The 18815-nt window shown below is 65.5% G+C and carries 18 protein-coding genes; 2 read left to right on the forward strand and 16 right to left on the reverse strand.

All coding sequences use genetic code 11. The annotated features are described in order from the left end of the window. Nucleotides 1-55: 55 nt before the first annotated feature. The 10 genes from QM701_RS07070 to QM701_RS07115 form a co-directional block, all read right to left on the reverse strand. Nucleotides 56-493, reverse strand: a complete 438-nt coding sequence (locus QM701_RS07070) for a hypothetical protein (protein ID WP_415166382.1) — start codon at nt 491-493, stop codon at nt 56-58. A gap of 35 nt (nt 494-528) precedes the next feature. Further along, the gene (locus tag QM701_RS07075; RefSeq protein ID WP_415166383.1) at nt 529-1389 is read right to left on the reverse strand and encodes a type II secretion system protein; all 861 of its coding nucleotides are present in this window, start codon (nt 1387-1389) and stop codon (nt 529-531) included. Then, nucleotides 1365-1850 (reverse strand): type IV pilus modification PilV family protein, encoded by a 486-nt coding sequence (locus QM701_RS07080; protein ID WP_415166384.1) that lies wholly within the window; start codon nt 1848-1850, stop codon nt 1365-1367. The genes QM701_RS07075 and QM701_RS07080 overlap by 25 nt, the downstream gene beginning before the upstream one ends. Then, a complete protein-coding gene (locus QM701_RS07085; RefSeq protein WP_415166385.1) occupies nt 1840-2277 on the reverse strand; it encodes a Tfp pilus assembly protein FimT/FimU in 438 nt (145 codons plus the stop codon). The genes QM701_RS07080 and QM701_RS07085 overlap by 11 nt, the downstream gene beginning before the upstream one ends. Before the next feature lies 1 nt (nt 2278). Beyond that, on the reverse strand, nt 2279-5647 hold the full coding sequence (locus QM701_RS07090) for a DUF6701 domain-containing protein (RefSeq protein WP_415166386.1): 3369 nt from the start codon (nt 5645-5647) through the stop codon (nt 2279-2281). Nucleotides 5648-5674: 27 nt separating this feature from the next. Further along, nucleotides 5675-6103, reverse strand: coding sequence for a type II secretion system protein (locus tag QM701_RS07095; RefSeq protein WP_415166387.1), 429 nt, complete (start codon nt 6101-6103; stop codon nt 5675-5677). A gap of 25 nt (nt 6104-6128) precedes the next feature. Next, complete coding sequence (locus QM701_RS07100; protein WP_415166388.1) at nt 6129-6701, reverse strand: type IV pilin protein; 573 nt, start codon at nt 6699-6701, stop codon at nt 6129-6131. A gap of 89 nt (nt 6702-6790) precedes the next feature. After that, nucleotides 6791-7237 carry a hypothetical protein gene (locus QM701_RS07105; RefSeq protein ID WP_415166389.1) on the reverse strand — a complete coding sequence of 149 codons (447 nt, stop codon included), beginning with the start codon at nt 7235-7237 and terminating at the stop codon, nt 6791-6793. A gap of 19 nt (nt 7238-7256) precedes the next feature. Next, nucleotides 7257-8483, reverse strand: coding sequence for a type II secretion system F family protein (locus QM701_RS07110; RefSeq protein WP_415166390.1), 1227 nt, complete (start codon nt 8481-8483; stop codon nt 7257-7259). Nucleotides 8484-8485: 2 nt separating this feature from the next. After that, nucleotides 8486-10192, reverse strand: a complete 1707-nt coding sequence (locus tag QM701_RS07115) for a GspE/PulE family protein (protein ID WP_415166391.1) — start codon at nt 10190-10192, stop codon at nt 8486-8488. A gap of 89 nt (nt 10193-10281) precedes the next feature. Between QM701_RS07115 and QM701_RS07120 the strand changes: the two genes are divergently transcribed. Further along, on the forward strand, nt 10282-10746 hold the full coding sequence (locus tag QM701_RS07120) for a tRNA (cytidine(34)-2'-O)-methyltransferase (protein WP_415166392.1): 465 nt from the start codon (nt 10282-10284) through the stop codon (nt 10744-10746). Between the two features lie 202 nt (nt 10747-10948). Here the strand turns inward: QM701_RS07120 and trpC are convergent, their stop codons facing one another. The 4 genes from trpC to QM701_RS07140 form a co-directional block, all read right to left on the reverse strand. Continuing rightward, nucleotides 10949-11761, reverse strand: a complete 813-nt coding sequence (gene trpC, locus QM701_RS07125) for an indole-3-glycerol phosphate synthase TrpC (RefSeq protein ID WP_415166393.1) — start codon at nt 11759-11761, stop codon at nt 10949-10951. Beyond that, nucleotides 11758-12786 (reverse strand): anthranilate phosphoribosyltransferase, encoded by a 1029-nt coding sequence (gene trpD / locus QM701_RS07130; protein WP_415166394.1) that lies wholly within the window; start codon nt 12784-12786, stop codon nt 11758-11760. The genes trpC and trpD overlap by 4 nt, the downstream gene beginning before the upstream one ends. A gap of 3 nt (nt 12787-12789) precedes the next feature. After that, a complete protein-coding gene (locus tag QM701_RS07135; protein WP_415166395.1) occupies nt 12790-13353 on the reverse strand; it encodes an aminodeoxychorismate/anthranilate synthase component II in 564 nt (187 codons plus the stop codon). Between the two features lie 234 nt (nt 13354-13587). After that, nucleotides 13588-13758, reverse strand: coding sequence for a hypothetical protein (locus QM701_RS07140; protein ID WP_415166396.1), 171 nt, complete (start codon nt 13756-13758; stop codon nt 13588-13590). Nucleotides 13759-14046: 288 nt separating this feature from the next. Here QM701_RS07140 and QM701_RS07145 point away from each other — a divergent pair, with 288 nt between their 5' ends. Further along, complete coding sequence (locus tag QM701_RS07145; protein ID WP_415166397.1) at nt 14047-16329, forward strand: nitric-oxide reductase large subunit; 2283 nt, start codon at nt 14047-14049, stop codon at nt 16327-16329. A 163-nt stretch (nt 16330-16492) separates the two neighbouring features. Here QM701_RS07145 and trpE read toward each other — a convergent pair whose 3' ends face one another. Beyond that, nucleotides 16493-17968 carry an anthranilate synthase component I gene (gene trpE, locus QM701_RS07150; RefSeq protein WP_415166398.1) on the reverse strand — a complete coding sequence of 492 codons (1476 nt, stop codon included), beginning with the start codon at nt 17966-17968 and terminating at the stop codon, nt 16493-16495. A gap of 159 nt (nt 17969-18127) precedes the next feature. After that, the gene (locus QM701_RS07155; RefSeq protein WP_415166399.1) at nt 18128-18814 is read right to left on the reverse strand and encodes a phosphoglycolate phosphatase; all 687 of its coding nucleotides are present in this window, start codon (nt 18812-18814) and stop codon (nt 18128-18130) included. Nucleotide 18815: the final 1 nt, after the last annotated feature.

Consider the following 18815-nt stretch of genomic DNA (forward strand, 5'->3'; position numbering starts at 1 on the left):
GAAAATTTCCGGAGGGTTTGTACGCTCTGCATAGTTTTCAGTTCGCCACATCGTTTCAGTTGTTCGTTGCCAGTACCACCCGCGTTCTTTCGACGTATCCCGCCCCGGCCACTTGGGCACCGGTCGCCGGACAAGCGGTTGCGGGACAAGCCACCGCCGTGATCCGATACACCCTCACGACCCTTGCGGTGCCAGCCTCCGTCTCCCCTTCGTTGTAGCTCCATGCATTGCAGGTCACCGTCACATAGAGGCCGGTCTGCGCGGAGAGATTGAGCGTCGCCGTGCGCGTCCCTGTGTCGCACGTTCCCGCCGCCGCCCAGGACTGCGTATGCAGCGCCTTGAACAGGCCCCACTCATTACCGGCCCGTGCCGCCTGCCAGGCGCGCGCCGATTGAATATCCTGGGCCGACGTCAACTGTTGCGCCGAACCGACTGCCACGATGGCTGCGGCAAACGCGGCAAGGATTACCAGGATGACGATGGCAGCGATCATGCCGAATCCTCGCTGCCTGCAGGAGAACCTCCGAGTCATGGCACATTGTCCACGTGGACGCCGTGCGCCAAGGCGACACTCTCGCCAGCGCTGGACAATTCCAGGCGCATCCAGACGAAACCGCTCTGCTGGGTCGCCCCCTGGTTCGGGCTGTAGATGAAAGAGCACCCCGCGACGTTGTTCGCCACTGCGGCTCCGGTGGTGGCGGCGCAGACCGTGGCCTGATTCGCTCCGAATCCCGCCACGGTGCGGTAAAGCGTCGCCCCGACGCAGTTGTAGAACACCGTCTGCTCGGCATTGGCTACGACGACGAAACGCCCGCCGTCGTAGCCCTGCGGAAATTGCGTACCGCCGATCCTGATGCGATGCTGGCCGTCCGTACTTCGAGGCGCTGACGGCACCTGCGTGATCTGCGCCCGATTGGTCCCGGTGTAAACGTCACCGGCGTTCTGGTTGTCCACGACCACCCAGTCGCCCACGGCCGGCGTGATAGACAACGGCGACAATACGTCGAACACCGTCGTCGTCTGCGCCACGTCGAGCGGGGCGCTGCAGGTTCCCGACGGGGTACAGGGCAAAGCGCCGGAGTCGTTCACCGTATCGGAGGCCATGCGGTAGCGTCCGCCGGCGATCGTCGGCACCAACTGAAAGCACGTCGCTGAAACCGAGCGGATCGAATTCGGCACCGCCCGCCGAATATCCTGGGCCATCCGCCGGAGGGCCGTATCGGCCATGTCCGTCAACCCGGCCCGCCGGCCGGTATCGAAATAGGCATCGACGGATGGCCGGAAAAACACGGTCAGCACCGCCGCCAGGATACCGGTGATGACGATCACCATCACCAGTTCGACCAGGGTAAAACCGCGAGGCCTCATAGCGCGTAGCCCGCCCGCCATCCGTCGAGCGTCAAGGATTCGGCGCCATGCGTCACTGTCACCGTCACCTGCTTGACATTGCCACCCGCCACATCCCCGAGACTGGCGGCGGCGTTGACGGCCACCCGCACGTTGTAGGCCGACAGCCCGGTCACGGCTGCCCCGTCGATGTCGCAGACTCCATTCGTCGCATAGCCGTTGTAATCCGATACGTCATTGAACGCCGAGCGGGCGGCCGCGGCCGTTCCGCAGGCCACGAGCACATTGCCGGGAGCCGTGCCGCTGACGGCAAACGGCTTCAACAACGCCTCCTCCAGCATTTCCTCGGCAATCGACAGCATCTGTTTACGGATCAAAGGATCGGCGCTGGAACGTACCGTCGTGGTGAACGCCACGATCACTCCCGCCAGCCCGACCCCGATGACGACGATCGCGACGATCATCTCGACCAGCGTAAACCCGCCTGTGCGCCTAGAAAACATTACCGGTCACCCCCACCACGGTAATGCTCGCCGCGCCTGAAATATTGATGGTCCGGTCGGTTCCGCTGCCGTCGGCGGCGAAGTTCAACGCCGCAGGCAAGGGGGCGAATGCCACCGACGCATCGTCGCTGGCCACCTGACTACCGTTCGATCCCGGAACGGTCAGCGCCGTGTCGCATGTGCCGTTTTTATCCGTATCGATCTGAAAGGCGACGGTCAACGTATCGGGAAAAGTGACGCACACCAGGCGGCGATGGCTGGCTGCCGTCTTCTGGGCGTAGCGCAGCGCGGCCAGCACCCGGTCGTGGAACGATACGGCGCGAAAACCCGAGGTATCCATGCGCGGCACCGCGACTGCGGCGAGAATGCCGACCATCACGATGACCGCGACGAGTTCGACCAGCGTAAATCCGCGCACCCGCCGCATCTCAGAACAACTCCCGGACGTGGATCATCCGGCGTGTTTCCGGCGCATAGACGCCGAATGTGGCACGGGCTGAAGGATTTCCGAGGACACCCGACCACAGGTACTGCAGCCAGGGCGCTTTGGCCGTCGTCGACGCAGGCCCCGCGCCACCCACCGCCACGCAACGGTTGCCCGAGGCCGTAGCTCCGAGATTGAGCGCGATGTCCGTCGAGCCATGATTGCCCGCTCCTGGCGCGGCCAGAGTCAGCGTATAGTTCGGCGCCGTGCCGGCCACGCTGATCGCCGTCTCGCACGCACTCAGCGTCGTGGTCGGAAAGGCGAAGGAAAAATCGGACGCCTGGATCGCCGTGCACGTATCGGCGTTATTGGCAACCCACGATTTTCCGCTCCAGTATTGAATCTGCATCGGCAACTGGAGCGCTGACTTTTCCGTCCCGAAGGCGTTCGACAGCGTGATGCGGCCGTAGCGCAGCGGCGTGCTCGCCGTCTGGACCTCCGTCGCCGCCGCCATCGTCACGCCGTCGGCATCGACCGGCAAGGCGGTTACGGTCACCGCCGTCTCTCCCGTCAGATTCGTGGGACGGCTCACCTGGTGCTTGGCGCTGACGGAGGCCACCCCTTTGACCCACGTTCCCGTCGGAGCCGCCGTGCTGGCAGTCAATGTCGTCCCGTCGGGCAAGGACGCGCTGGTCGCGAAGCCGAATCCCGGACTGGCCGACGACGCCGGCGCCGCCCCCCAGGTGGTCAGCCCCAACTTGGCCAGGTTGCCCGCATAGTTCTGCGTCGTGGCATTGGCGGCGTTCTGCGCGGCCAGGGTAAAGGGAGTCAGGAAACCGTCCTGGCCGAAGTAGGAAAAGGATGTCCCGCAGGCGGGCGTGACCACGCCCGGCGTGATCGCAAAATGGTCCGGAATGAAGCGCCCGATCGTCGCCGTATTCTGCGTCAGACCAAAATTGCATCCATACTTCCCGCTGCTGTCCTTGGTATTGCTATAGCTACCCCGGACGCAATCGTTCTGCGTCGTCGGGCTATCCACGGCGGTCCATGTATCGTCGTACACGCCGCGTGGAGACGTGGTGTCCGACGCCGGGTCATACCCGGCCAGCCTGAACCCGCCCACCTCGCTGTAAGTGAAGTCCGATCCACTCGCGGTCGAGGCCCCGCTTGCGGACGTCGCCGCCGGGAATGCCACCGGAACGACCTGTCCCGCCACCGTTGCCGGCGAAACCGGAACGATTGCCGCATTGTTGATCGACGCCTTTCCGGTATAGCCACTCGCCACGCCGTTCACCCCGGAAGTCGTCAGCTTCAGCGAAAAGTTGCCGCTTCCCGCCTTGAACGCCGGCGAACCGCCTGTGGCGGCATTGGTCGCGTCGCTAGAAACCACCGAGGTAATGCTCAGCGGGCGTACCGCGAAAGAATCGGTCGAGCAGGCAGTCGTCGTACTGTCGGAAATAATGGCAACCAGCTTGCTGTACGCCGTATTCAACGTAAAGTCAGCGGATTGCTTCTGTCCCTTGTCTGATGAAGTGAAGGCCAGTATCTGGCTGGCCACCGCGGTCTTGGCCCTGCAGGTGGAATTGCAGTAGCTCGTCGAGGTGCTGGTTAGTTCGCACACGCCGTCACTGTTATCTACCAGTTTGACCGTCACGTTGCTGCCGCTGAAGGCATACGTGGTGACGATCTGGTTATCCTTCAACGCCGCCACATTCAGCTTGAAAGGCTTGCCGACCACCTTGGTGTAAATATGGCCGGTCAGATAACTTTGTACCGCGACAGGGGAAGACGCGCTACCCGGCGTGCCGTAAGCCTCGTCGATGGCGTTGAACGACGACGCCACGCCTCCGGTCGGAGGGACGATGGTCAGCGCACAGATACGCAGACCGGAAATCTCGTGGATATTGGTGCTTGATCCGGTCGACCCTGTGAAGGACACCTGCCAGTTGGCCGGAACCGCAGCCTGGGTGGCGCCTTGCGTTTTGGCGGCCGAATAAACGTCGGAAATGGAAATCAGGGAGGCATAGCCGGAACCTGTATCCCGGTTGACCGCGATCGAAGTGCTCGTTGGCTCGTTCCGCGCGTCGACGATGAGCTGATAGTAATAACCGTGCGACGGCGTAACGGAATCGCTGTCATCGATCTGGGGAGACAAGGCGTTCGTCCCGGCCAGCCAGGGATAGCCGCTCGTTCCCGAACCGGAACCGCGGATACCGACCGATTGCGGCCTGGACCCCGGCCCGCCGACGCGCGACTCGGTCGGGTTCTGGAAATTGCCGTATTCGTCGAAGGCCACGCCGATCCAGCCGCCGGCAAACCCCTTGATCGACGGCTTCTGCGCGTAGCCCAGAGAACCGCCGTAAGCGCCCGGCACGGCGGGCACCGAATAATCGGACAGAGTGACGGCCATGCCGTCGGCACCGTTCCCGTTGTACGCGAATTGCTGGAACTCGACCGAGATATAGTTCCCGGAAGCCGGGAAGATACCCGGCACGGAAGCCGCCTTGGCGTTTTCCGTGGTGTTATTGGTCAATCGCAAATAGCCGGGGTTGACGATGCTCGGGAGGATGCCCGTGCTGTCGCTGGTCGACACGATCCAGTTGGAATCGAAAATCGGCGACGGATTGAGCGCCGAGCGGTTAAAGTTGTCGCAGACGCAAGTCAGGCCGGACGGCACGTTGGAGGGCGGAGTGCAGGGCGGCGTGTAGTTGACGAAGATCTGGATCGCATCGACGCTGACCGTCCGTGAGGAGCTGTAACTATTGACCGTGGAAAAGACGACGCCGAAATTGGCGGAGTTGATCTCGCTGACGCTCCAGGTGCTTCCCCACAGGTCTGATGCTCCGCCATGCGCTTCCGTCACTTCGCTCGTGGTATAGGCGGTGGTCGTCGCCCGGCTGGAACCGACGATCGCTGCGTTCTTGAGCAGATACACCGCCGCATCGCGAACTCCCGAGCCGGTCGCGGAACTCACGGTACGCTCGACATCAACCCTCACGCCGTTGATCGTGGAACCGGAGGGGATCGCAAAACCGAATCCAGTGCACTTCAGATAACTGGAAGACTGCTTGCTGGGAAGCGTCACCGTCGCATAGGAATCGTCGCTGGTTCGCGCCCGAGTGGGATTACCCCACGGTTGATTTCCGACAGACGTGTCGTTCACGCACGAAGTCGGACTCCCCAAGGCCACCGCGGCCAAGGCAGTGTTTCCTAGCAGGCAGGCGAACATAAGAAACAGCCCGCCGACTAACCAGCCCCCGACGTACCTATTCTTCATCGCCGAGCCGAGCACACGATGGAAAATCGACGCCGTGACTTTTAAAAAATCACGACGTCGAAATCCATAAATTCGAGGCTCCAGGCAATCGTCCATCTTTCGCAGATGGTTTTACGTCAATTATTACTGGCTACAAATGACCGTTGCAGTTTGCGCATCTCCCTTGTTCCCTCGAATAGCGCAGGTTACCGCAGTGCCTGGAGCAGACGTACCTGCACAACTTCCAGTTCCGGCTGCCACGTTATATGTGTTCGAGGTGGTAGGTACGGTAGTTGCTGTTGCCAACGTGATCCCGCTAACGAATGGCTGGAGCAAGGTATGTGTACACACGTCGGCAACATTAAGGGTTTTCGTACCCTTACCTACCAAGTTAGCTGCGTAATTCACCGATGTTCCAGAGGCAATGGCTCCTGCCACTCCCTGCGTAGCGGCGTTGCCTGCTTCTGTTGTCATATCCACAAACTTAGGAATCGCCGTCGCCGCCAGAATCCCCAAAATGACGATCACCACCACCAGCTCGATCAAAGTAAAGCCGCGCTGCACTGTTTTCATACTTCTTCTCCTCTGTAAAAAATAATCAACAACCCGAAATCGTCAGCCCGCTGATCGACGCCGCGACGTTGGCGGCGTTGGGCTGGGCGTAGGTGAAGGAACAGTTGGCGGCGTCCGGCGCGCCGAGCACGCCGAAGGTGGCTACCCCCCCGCCGGGGGCGTAAGTGTAGCCTTCGGCTTCCAGCTGCGCCTGCGTGGGATTGAAAATCCCGGTTAAGCCGGCCGCCGAAAGAATGCCGGGATCGCCGCCGAAACCGCTGACCACCGGGTAGCCGAATACCATGTGGATCAGCCCGCTCTCGGTGCACACCGTGCCGGTGGCGCCGTTGCTGTTGGTCGCCGTGCCTCCGCCGCCGGGGCAGGCCACGGCGTCGGCGATGCCGCCGCGCGACAGGGTGGTGGCATGCACCAGCGTGGAGGCCGCCATCACGCTGCCGCGCGCCGCCTGCAGCTTGGCGATGCGCGCGTCGCGCTGCAGGTTGGTGAAGCGCGGCAGGGCCACGGCGGCGAGGATGCCGAGAATGATCACCACGACGATCAGTTCGATCAGCGTGAAACCCCGTTGCCGGGGGCGGTGTTGGGTTGGCTGGCGTTCCATGGGCGACATAACGGTTTCCTCGTCCGGTTCTTGAATCTTAAAATGCCGCACCCTGCCGGATGCGGAATTAAGTCACATTCCTACTGCATTTATTGAAATTTTTTTGGAATATCCACGCGCAACAGGCCGATGCCGCCCAGGCTGCCTTGCGCCCCGGCCGCTTCGGCGCCGCGCACCAGGCGGAAGCGCGCTTCGCGGCCGGAGCGGTAGCGGTACGCCAGCTCCTGCCGGCGCGTGTCGAAATACCAGACGCCGCCGTCCGCCGGCGCCGCGTCGCGTTCGCCGAGGTAGTTCTCGGGCGCGCGGCCGGCCCAGACCACGGGGTTGCGCGAATCCGGCAGGCGTCCGCCGACGGCCTGGTGGTGCGCCAGCCGGTCGAGCAGTTCGACGCGCAGCGCGGCCGCCTCGGACTGCATCGCGGCGTCCTCGAACCCGGCGCGCGCGCCGTCGAGCCGGTCCAGCAGCAGGAAGGCCAGCACGCCGATGATCGCCACCAGCACCGGGAATTCGTATCGTCTCGCCGCGCGCCTGTCCATGTTTCGCCGTCCATGGCGGTCAGCGTTTGAGCGCCACCTTGCCGAGGTCCCACATCGGCAGGAAGATGCCGAGCGCCAGGATCAGCACGAGGATGCCGAGCAGCACGATGAGGATCGGTTCGATCTGCTGGCCGAGCGTCTTCAGTTCGTACTCGACTTCCTGCCGGTACATGTCGCCGATCTCGTTCATCATGTCGTCGACCGCGCCGGATTCCTCGCCGACGGCGATCATCTGCAGCACCACCGGCGTGAAGATGCCGGAGCCGATCGCCGCGCGCAGCAGGCTTTCGCCGCGCTCGACGTTCTCGCGCATGCCCTCGACGCAGCGCGAGACGTAGCTGTTGTCCACGGTGTGCGCCGAGTTGGACAGCGCCTGCATGACCGGCACGCCGCTGCGGATGCCGAGCGAGAAACTGCGCGCGAAGCGCGACAGCGCGGCCTTGTGCAGGATCTTGCCGGCGATCGGGATGGTCAGCGAGAAGCGGTCCCAGGTGTAGCGCCCGGCGGTGGTGCCGACCCAGGCGCGGAAGGCGGCGACGACGCCGATCACGCCGCCCAGCAGGATCGGCCAGTACTCGACCATGAAACGGGAGAAGCCGAGCAGCGCGCGGGTCATCAGCGGCAATTCCGCGCCGAAGCCGGCGAACACCCTGGCGAAGGCGGGGATGACCCAGATGTTGACGATGACGATGGCCGCCGCCATGGCGAGCACGACGAACATCGGGTAGCGCAGCGCGGAGCGGACCTGCTCGCGCATATAGCGTTCGAACTCCAGGTGCTCGAACAGGAGGAAGAAGATTTCTTCGAGCAGGCCGGTGGCCTCGCCGACGCGCACCATCGACAGGTAGAACGGCGAGAAGACGCGCGGATGCCGGGCCAGCGCCTGCGACAGTTCGCGCCCGGACTCCAGGCTTTCGCGCACTTCGCCGATGACCCGCTTCATCTCCGTGTTGATCGCCGCGTCCTGCAGCCCGGCCAGCGCGCGCATGATCGGCACGCCGGATTTGAGCAGCGTGTGCATCTGCCGGCTGAACAGCAGGAGATCGACGTGCCCGACCTTCTGCCGGAACGGCCACGCCGGCCCGGATGACGTTTTCGTTCCCCGCCCCCGCGTTTCCCGTATCTCGACCGGCGTCAGCCCCTGCCCGAGCAGGACGTCGGCCACCGCTCCGGAGGCGACGCCGTCGAGCGTCCCTTCCACGAGAGCGCCGCCGGAATTGCGCGCCTTGTAGGCGAAGGTCGGCACGTTCAATCCTCGAACTGGTTGCTGACGCGCATGGCTTCATCCACCGTCGTGCGGCCCTTGGCGACGAGGCGCACGGCGTCGCGGCGGAGGGTTTCGCCGGCCATCTGGCGGCGCGCGGCGAGGACGAAGGCGCCGGGGTCGTCGCTGTTGATGGCGCCGACGATCTCGTTGGTCATTTCCAGCATTTCGAAGACGCCGGCCCGGCCCTGGTAGCCGGTGCCGCCGCAGTGCGTGCAGCCGCGCCCGTGCTGGTAGCGGCGCTCGTCGACGGCGTCGTCCAGTTCGTAGCGCAGCCACTCGCGTTCGTGCGGGGCCGGCGCGTACGGTTCGGCGCAGTTCTCGCAGATCACGCGCACCAGCCGCTGGGCCAGCACGAGCTGCAGCGACATGGCCACCATGTAGCGCGGCACGCCCATGTCGAGCAGGCGGATCGGCGTCGAGATGACGTCGTTGGTGTGCAGGGTCGACAGCACCATGTGGCCGGTGATGGCCGCGCGCATGCCGATTTCCGCCGTCGTCTGGTCGCGCATTTCGCCGACCAGCACGATGTCCGGGTCCTGGCGCAGGGCGGAGCGCAGCACGCGCTCGAAGGTGAGGTCGATCTTGTCGTGCACCTGCACCTGGTTGATGCCGGGCAGGCGGTATTCGACCGGGTCCTCGACGGTGATGATCTTCTTTTCGGTGGTGTTGAGCTCGGCCAGCGCGGCGTACAGCGTGGTGGTCTTGCCGCTGCCGGTCGGGCCGGTGACCAGGACCATGCCGCTCGGCCGGTGCACGGCGTGGCGCAGGCGTTCGAGGATGCGCGGCGGCATGTTCAGGCGGTCGAGGCCGAGCAGGCCGGTGTTCTGGTTGAGCAGACGCATGACGACCGATTCACCGAACTGCGTGGGCATGGTCGAGATGCGCACGTCGACCGTGGTGTTGCGCACCTTGATGGCGAAGCGCCCGTCCTGCGGCAGGCGCTTTTCCGAGATGTCGAGGCCGGACATCAGTTTCAGGCGCAGCGCCAGCGCCGGGGCGATCTTGGCATCGGCCTCCATCTGCACGTGCAGCACGCCGTCGATGCGGAAGCGCACGCGCAGCGAGCGGTCCTGCGGCTCGATGTGGATGTCGGAGGCGCGCGAGCGCATGGCTTCCTCGAACACCGTCTGCAGCAGCTTGACGACCGGCGCGTCCTCGACGCCGGCGGTGGCGCCGAACAGGTCGCCGAATTCGACGGGGACGTCGCCGAGATCCTCGGTCAGTTCCCGCGCCAGGCCGGTGATTTCCTCGGTGCGGTGATAGACGCGGTCGATCAGCGCCAGCAGCTGGCCTTCGGCGACGACGGCCAGTTCGATGTCGCGGCGCAGCAGGCGGACGAGTTCGTCGAACGCCTGCAGGTCGGTGGGATCGGCGAAGCCGACGCGCAGCCGGCCGTCGACCTCGTCCAGCACGACGGCCCGGAAGCGCCGGGCCTGCGCCTCGGGCAGCAGATTGATCAGTTCCTGGCGGGGATTGAACAGCTTGAGGTCGACGTAGGGCGCCCGCAGCTGCCGCGCCAGCGCCTGCGCGATCGCCACTTCCGTGACGAAGGCGCTTTCGACGACAATACGCCCCAGCTTGCGGCCGCTGCGCTTCTGCTCGTCGAGCGCGAATTTCAGCTGCTCGTCGGTCAGTAGTCCTTGCTGGATGAGCAGGTCACCGAGGCGGATTTTCTCCGGGCGCGCCATAGTAAGTTCCAGTATTTTCTAGGTTTTCTGTATAGCTGACTGATTTTAGCGGTTTTTTATCTTTTGCAAAGCACTTTCTGGAGTTCCGTTTGACCGCCGTCGTCCTGTTCCAGCCCGAGATTCCGCCGAACACCGGCAACGTGATCCGCCTGTGCGCCAACACTGGCACCGAACTGCATCTCGTCGAGCCGCTCGGCTTCCGCTGGGAGGACCGTTCGCTCAAGCGCGCGGGGCTCGATTACCACGAGTTCGCGCGGGTCTTCCGCCATGCCGGCTGGGTCGAATGCAAGGCGGCGCTGGCCGGGCGGCGCCTGTTCGCCATCAGCACGCGCGGCGGCGTGCGGCCGGACCAGACCGCCTTCGACCCCGCCGACGTGTTCGTCTTCGGCCGCGAAACGAGCGGCCTGCCGGACGAGGTAATGGCCGAATTCCCGCCGGAGCGCCGCCTGCGCCTGCCGATGCTGCCCGGCCAGCGCAGCCTCAACCTCTCCAACGCCGTCGCCGTGACGGTGTTCGAAGCCTGGCGGCAGCGGGGGTTCGAGGGCGGGGTGTAGAAAAGATCTAACCACGGCGGGCACGGCGAAAATCGGGAAAGCGCGTCATCGGCATCGACCACGGAGAACGCGGGGGGAATGTCTGGAATTGTGTGGCGCTCGGCCACGCCGCACAATCAGAGCATTCGTATCTTCTTGGTTGAAAAAGATTTTGCCTTTCGCCGTGCCCGCCGTGTCCGCCGTGGCTAACTCATCCCGCCGTTCATCCGAACAGCGCCGCGAGCCCTTCCCCCGGACTCGGCTGGCGCATGAAGGCTTCGCCGACCAGGAAGGCGCCTACCCCGTGACGGCGCATCAGGGCGACGTCGTCGGGGCCGAGGATGCCGCTTTCGGTCACCACGATCTTGTCCGCCGGAAGGCGCGGCAGCAGGCCGAGCGTGGTCTGCAGGGAGACCTCGAAGCTGCGCAGGTCGCGGTTGTTGATGCCGAGCAGCGGCGTCGCCAGTTGCAGCGCCCGGTCGAGCTCGTCGCCGTCATGCACCTCGACGAGGACCGCCAGGCCGAGCGCGCCGGCGACGGCTTCGAGTTCGCGCATCGCCGGCAGGTCGAGCGCGGCGGCGATCAGCAGGATGGCGTCGGCGCCCATCGCGCGCGCCTCGTACACCTGGTACGCATCGACCACGAAATCCTTGCGCAGCACCGGCAGGGCGCAGGCGGCGCGCGCCGCCTGCAGGTACTCGGGCGCGCCCTGGAAGAACTGGCGGTCGGTCAGCACGGACAGGCAGGCCGCGCCGTGCGCGGCGTAGTCGGCGGCGATCTCGGCCGGCCGGAAATCGGCGCGGATCACGCCTTTCGACGGACTGGCCTTCTTGATCTCGGCGATCACCGCCGGCCGTCCGGCGGCGATCCTGGCGCGGATGGCGCCGACGAAATCGCGCGGCGCGGGCTGCGCCTCCGCTTCAGCGCGCACGGCGGCAAGCGGCTTACCGGCGCGGGCCGCGGCGATCTCCTCCTGCTTGACGGCGAGAATCCGCTTCAGGATGTCCGGCGTGCCGCCGGCGCTGCCCGCGCTCATGCCGCGCAGTCCTGGGTGAAGCGCGCGAAGGCGTCGAGCTGGGCGCGCGCGGCGCCGCTGGCGATGGCTTCGCGCGCCAGGTCGATGCCGTCGCCGATCGACGCGGCCCGGTTGGCGGCATAGAGCGCCGTGCCCGCGTTGAAAACGACGATTTCGAGCGCCGTGCCGGGCACGTTGTCGAGCACCGACAGCACCATGTCCTTCGATTCCGCGGAATCCACCACGCGCAGCGTGCGGTTGGACGCCATGCGCAGGCCGAAGTCCTCGGGGTGGATTTCGTATTCGCTGACCTTGCCGTCCTTGAGTTCGCCGACCAGCGTCGCCGCGCCGAGCGAGACTTCGTCCATGCCGTCCTTGCCGTGGACCACCAGCACGTGCCTGGCCCCGAGCCGCTCCATGACGCGCACCAGGATGCCGACGAGGTCGGGATGGAAGACGCCGAGCAGCGAATTCGGCGCGCCGGCCGGATTGGTCAGCGGCCCGAGGATGTTGAAGATGGTACGCACGCCCATCTCGCGCCGCACCGGGGCGACGTTCTTCATCGCCGAGTGGTGGTTGGGGGCGAACATGAAGCCGATGCCGGTCGCGGCCAGGCATTCGCCGACCTGCTGCGGCGTCAGGTTGATGTTGACGCCGAGCGCCTCGAGCACGTCGGCGCTGCCTGACTTGGAGGACACGCCCCGGCCGCCGTGCTTGGCGACCTTGGCGCCGGCCGCCGCGGCGACGAACATCGATGCCGTCGAGATGTTGAAGGTGTTCGCCCCGTCGCCGCCAGTGCCGACGATGTCGACGAAATTGGCGCTGTCGGCCACTTCGATGCGCGTGGACATTTCGCGCATCACCTGTGCGGCGGCGGTGATTTCGCCGACGGTCTCCTTCTTGACCCGCAGGCCGGTGATGATGGCTGCGGTCATCAGCGGCGAGAGCTCGCCGCGCATGATCTGGCGCATCAGGTCGAGCATTTCGTCGTAGAAGATTTCGCGGTGTTCGATGGTGCGCTGCAGCGCCTCTTGCGGATTGATCATGGCTTACCTCGTAAGAAAGTTTTTCAGCAGGTCGTGACCGTGCTCGGTCAGGATCGATTCGGGATGGAACTGCACGCCTTCCACGGCCAGCGTCTTGTGGCGCACCCCCATGATCTCGCCGTCGTCGGTCCAGGCCGTGATCTCCAGGCAGTCCGGCAGCGTCTCGCGCTCGATCGCCAGCGAGTGGTAGCGCGTACAGGTGACCGGATTCGGCAGACCGCGGAAAACCCCGGTATCGGAGTGATGCACCGGCGAGACCTTGCCGTGCATCAGCCGCTTGGCGTGCACAACGCGGCCGCCGAACGCCTCGCCGATCGCCTGATGGCCGAGGCACACGCCGAGCAGCGGAATCCTGCCGGCGAACTCGCGGATCGCCGCGAGCGAGATGCCGGCCTGGGCCGGCGTGCACGGGCCGGGAGAAACGACCAGGAATTCAGGGTCGAGGCGGGCGATTTCGGCGACGGTGACGGCGTCGTTGCGGAACACCTTCACCTCCTGCCCGAGCTCGCCGAAATACTGGACGAGGTTGTAGGTGAATGAATCGTAGTTGTCGATCATCAGCAGCATATCTATTCCATGTCGGTAATTGGATGAAGTTGCCAGCGAATGGGCCGGACGGTCTGACGACCGCACGCGGTCCGATTTTCGCAACTCATTTGCCCCGTCTTGCGGGGCCGCCCCGACGTCCCGTCAAGCGGGAAGGGGCAAGCGGAGAGAGGTCGTATGGCGGACTACCGCCACCAGCGACCCGAGCAGAACCGAAGGAATAGGAAAGAGTGCTGCATACGGGGGATTTTACCTTCAGAGCGGATCGATGACTACTCGCTGCACGTCAATTTCATGCATCGCGCCACCGCTGGCGATGAATCGGCCGGCACGCGGGAATGCCGGGCGGCGCGGCGCGAACAGGGTCGCAACGACCATAAAAGGTAAATAGAACCCTTTTATCTCACGGTACAAAACACCGTTCAATTTTCAATCCTCTGATTATTAAAATTATTTTTCCTGGCACGACTCTCGCGTAGGCAAACGCCGAGTTCACACAAGACCAAGGAAAACGATGTTCCGGCGTCCATGACGCCGGCGCCCCAGTTTCCATAGTTTCTTTTCCACGTACCCAGGAGCAACGATGAAACGCATCGACCCATCCGCGGAACGGCATGCCCGCCACGCCGCCCCGCGGGACCGCCGACCGGCCGAAAACGACACCCTGTCCGGGCGCTTCGCGCCGGCAGCCACGCTTTGACCAAGGAGAGACGCATGGGCTCGTACAAGAGACTCTGGTTCACGCTGATCGGCGTGCTGATCGTCACGTTTTCGCTGCTGGGCTACTACGGCGCCGAGGTTTACCGGCAGGCGCCGCCGATTCCGGCGCAGGTCGCCACGCAGGACGGCAAGGTCTTGTTCACCAGGGACGGTATCCTCGACGGCCAGACGGCCTGGCAGTCGGTGGGCGGCATGCAGCTGGGCTCGATCTGGGGCCACGGCGCCTACCAAGCGCCCGACTGGACGGCCGACTGGCTGCACCGCGAGCTGACCGCCTGGCTCGACCTGGCCGCGCGGCAGGCGCACGGCAAGGACTACGCCGCGCTCGACGGGCCGACGCAGGCGGCACTGCGCGAGCAGCTGCGCGAGGAATACCGCGGCAACCGCACCGACGCGGCGGACGTGCTGAAGATTTCGGACCGCCGCGCGCAGGCCATCGCGCAAACTGCCGCGTACTACGACAAGCTGTTCTCCGACGCGCCCGAGCTGCAGAAGAGCCGCGAGCACTTCGCCATGAAGGAGAACACGCTGCCCAGCGCCGAGCGGCGCCAGCAGCTCACGCAGTTCTTCTTCTGGACCGCCTGGGCGGCCGCCACCGAGCGGCCGGGCCACGACGTGACCTACACCAACAACTGGCCGCACGAGCCGCTGATCGGCAACCAGCCGAGCGGCGAGAACGTCGTCTGGTCGATCACCAGCGTGGTGGTGCTGCTGGCCGGCGTGGGCTTCCTGGTGTGGTGCTGGGCCTTCCTGCGCCAGCACGAGGAGCCGCTGCCCGAGCCCGCCGCGCGCGATCCGCTGACCGTCTTCGCGCTGACGCCCTCGCAGCGCAGCCTGGGCAAGTACCTGTTCCTGGTGGTGGCGCTGTTCGTCTTCCAGGTCTTCATCGGCGGCTTCACCGCGCACTACACCATCGAGGGGCAGAAGTTCTACGGCCTCGACGTGTCGCAGTGGTTCCCGTACGCGCTGACGCGCACCTGGCACATCCAGTCCGCGCTGTTCTGGATCGCCACGGGCTTTCTCGCGGCCGGACTGTTCCTGGCGCCGCTGATCAACGGCGGCAAGGACCCCAAGTACCAGAAGCTCGGCGTCAACGTGCTGTTCTGGGCGCTGGTGCTGGTCGTGGTGGGCTCCTTCGCCGGCAACTACCTGGCCATCCGCCAGGTGATGCCGCCCGAGTGGAACTTCTGGCTCGGCCACCAGGGTTATGAATATGTCGACCTCGGCCGCCTGTGGCAGATCGGCAAGTACATCGGCATCCTGCTGTGGCTGGTGTTGATGCTGCGCGGCGTGGTGCCGGCGCTGCTCAAGAAGGGCACCGACCGCAACCTGCTGGCGCTGCTGACCGCCTCGGTCGGCGCCATCGGCCTGTTCTACGGCGCCGGCCTGGCCTACGGCGAGCGCACGCACCTGTCGGTGATGGAGTACTGGCGTTGGTGGGTGGTGCATCTGTGGGTGGAAGGCTTCTTCGAGGTCTTCGCCACCACCGCGCTGGCCTTCATCTTCTCCACGCTCGGCCTGGTGTCGGTGCGCATGGCCGGCGCGGCGAGTCTGGCCTCGGCCTCGCTGTTCATGCTCGGCGGCATTCCCGGCACCTTCCACCACCTGTACTTCTCCGGCACCACCACGCCGGTGATGGCCGTCGGCGCCAGCTTCAGCGCGCTGGAGGTCATGCCGCTGATCGTGCTCGGGCACGAGGCCTGGGAGAACTGGCGCCTGAAGACGCGCGCGCCGTGGATGGAGGAACTGAAGTGGCCGCTGATGTGCTTCGTCGCCGTGGCGTTCTGGAACATGCTCGGCGCCGGGGTGTTCGGCTTCATGATCAACCCGCCGATCTCGCTGTACTACGTGCAGGGCCTGAACACCACGCCGGTGCATGCGCACGCCGCGCTGTTCGGGGTCTACGGCTTCCTGGCGCTGGGCTTCACGCTGCTGGTGCTGCGCTACGTGCGGCCGCACTACGCATTCAACGCGGCGCTGATGCGCACGGCGTTCTGGGGCCTCAACGCGGGCCTGGTGCTGATGATCTTCACCAGCCTCCTGCCGATCGGCTTCATCCAGTTCCACGCCAGCGTCAGCCACGGCCTGTGGTACGCGCGCAGCGAGGAATTCCTGCAGCAGCCGCTGCTGCACACGCTGCGCTGGGTGCGCACCTTCGGCGACCTGGTGTTCATCGGCGGCGCCGTGGCGATGGCGCTGCAGGTGGTGCTGGGCCTGCTGGGCAAGGCGCCCGCCCTGCCGGAACCCGGCCGGCGGCTGAGCGAGGCGCGCGGCTGATCGAACGGCCGCTATTGACCAGGGAGGTCGCGGAAAAGGCGAAATAATCAACCACAACGACACAACGGGCACAACGACACAACGGGCACAACGAAAAAACAAGATTTTGTCTTTCGTTGTGCCCGTTGTGTCGTTGTGGTTAAAACGCTTTTTGCTTTTCCGTTCAGTCGAAGCGCGTGTCGAGCCCGTTCTCGGCCAGCTCGGCGGCGCGCAGCACGGCGCGGGCCTTGTTCTGCGTTTCCTGCCATTCGGACTCGGGCACCGAGTCGGCGACGATGCCGCCGCCGGCCTGCACGTGCAATTGGCCGTCCTTGACCAGCGCGGTGCGGATGGCGATTGCCAGGTCCATGTCGCCGTGGAAGCCGAGGTAGCCGACGGCGCCGGCGTAGATGCCGCGGCCGCTCGGCTCCAGTTCGTCGATGATCTCCATCGCCCGCACCTTCGGCGCGCCGGACACGGTGCCGGCCGGGAAGGTGGCCTTGAGCACGTCGAGCGCGTTCAGCCCCGGCTGCAGCTTGCCCTCGACGTTGGAGACGATGTGCATCACGTGCGAGTAGCGCTCGATGGTCATCTTCTCGGTCAGCTTCACCGTGCCCACACGCGCCACGCGGCCGGTGTCGTTGCGGCCGAGGTCGAGCAGCTGCAGGTGCTCGGCGCATTCCTTCTCGTCGGCCAGTAGCTCGGCCGCCAGCGCCTGATCCTCCTCGAAGGTGGCGCCGCGCTTGCGCGTGCCGGCGATCGGCCGCACCGTCACCGTGTCGCCTTCCAGGCGCACCAGGATTTCCGGCGACGCACCGACGACGTGGAAATCCTCGAAGTCGAAATAGAACATGTACGGCGACGGATTGAGCGAGCGCAATGAACGGTAGAGCGCCAGCGGGCTCGCGCCGAGCGGCTTGCTCATGCGCTGGGACAGCACGACCTGCATGATGTCGCCGTCGGTGATGTACTGCTTGGCCCTGACCACGGCCTCCTTGAAGCGCTCCTGCCCGAACACCGAGACGGCCGGCTGCGAGCCCGCCGGCTGCTCCGGCGGCACGGCCACCTGTTCGCGCAGCCGGGCGAGCAGCACCTTCAGCCGCGCCTGCGCCTTCTGGTAGGCGCCGGGCACGCCGGGCTCGGCGAAGACGACTAGCGTGAGCTTGCCGGACAGGTTGTCGACCACCGCGATCTCTTCGGAGAGCAGCAGCAGGATGTCGGGGACGCCCGGCTCGCCGGGCTTGCGCCCTTTTTCCAGGCGCGGCTCGATGTAGCGCACGGTGTCGTAGCCGAAGCAGCCGACCAGGCCGCCGCAGAAGCGCGGCAGGCCCTGCAGCGGCGCGGCGCGGAAGCGCGCCAGGTAGTCGCCGATGAAGTCGAGCGGATTGACGTTCTCGGCGCGCTCGGCGATGCGGTCGCCGGTGAGCACCAGCACCTGCTGCCGGTTGACCACGATGCGCGTGGGGCTGGCCAGCCCGATGATCGAGTAGCGGCCGAAGCGCTCGCCGCCCTGCACGGATTCGAGCAGGTAGGTGTACGGGCCGTTGGCCAGCTTGAGATAGATCGAGAGCGGGGTGTCGAGATCCGCGAAGGTCTCGAGGGTGACGGGGATGCGGTTGTAACCTTCAGCGGCGAGCTGATCGAATTGGGCTTCTTTCATGAAACGACTCCACGAACGGGAACTGCAAGACGGGACGCGGCACGCGCGGGCGTGCCGGAACGGAGGCTAGACTTTCCGGCAGGATCGCCAGGGCCACGCCTCCGCCCAGAATGCGGGCTCGGGATGCAGGTTGCGGAGAGTTGCGTTCATGCGTTCGGATTACGCTGCTCGATGACGGATCAGCCCGGCGGCCGAAACAATGCTCGGGACTATAGCATCACAATCCAGCTCCCGCACGTCGCGCCCCTCGTTGTAGCCGTAGGGCAGCAGGAAGACGCGGCAGCAGGCCGCCCGCGCGGCCAGGAAGTCGTTGACCGAATCGCCGATGAACAGCGCGTCGGCCGGCGAGACGCCGAGGCGGCCGCAGGTCCACACCAGCGACATCGGATCGGGCTTGTGCCGGGGCAGGTTGTCGCCGCTCACCACCACGGAGAAGAACTCCGCCAGCCGGGTCATTTCCAGCAGCGGCCGGGTGAAGGCCTCGGCCTTGTTGGTGATCACCGCCATCGGCAGGCCGGCGGCGCGGATCGCTTCGAGCCCTTCGCGCACGCCGGGGAAGAACTGCGTGCGCCGGCCGTTCTCGCGCGCGTAGTGCCGGCGGAAGCTGGCGAGCGCGTCGGGCGGGGCCGGCGCATCGTCCTCGGCCACGTCCAGCGAGCCGGCCAGCGCGCGCTTGACCAGATTGGCGATGCCGCGCCCGACGTAGCTGCGCACCGCCTCTTCCGGCAGCGCGGGACGCCCGAGGTCGGCGAGCATGGCGCAGACCGCGGCGTGCAGGTCGGGCACGGTGTCGAGCAGCGTGCCGTCGAGATCGAAGAGGACGGCGCGGACGTCTACGGTCGTCATC

The sequence above is a fragment of the Propionivibrio sp. genome, from assembly GCF_047602565.1.
Classification (GTDB): domain Bacteria; phylum Pseudomonadota; class Gammaproteobacteria; order Burkholderiales; family Rhodocyclaceae; genus Propionivibrio.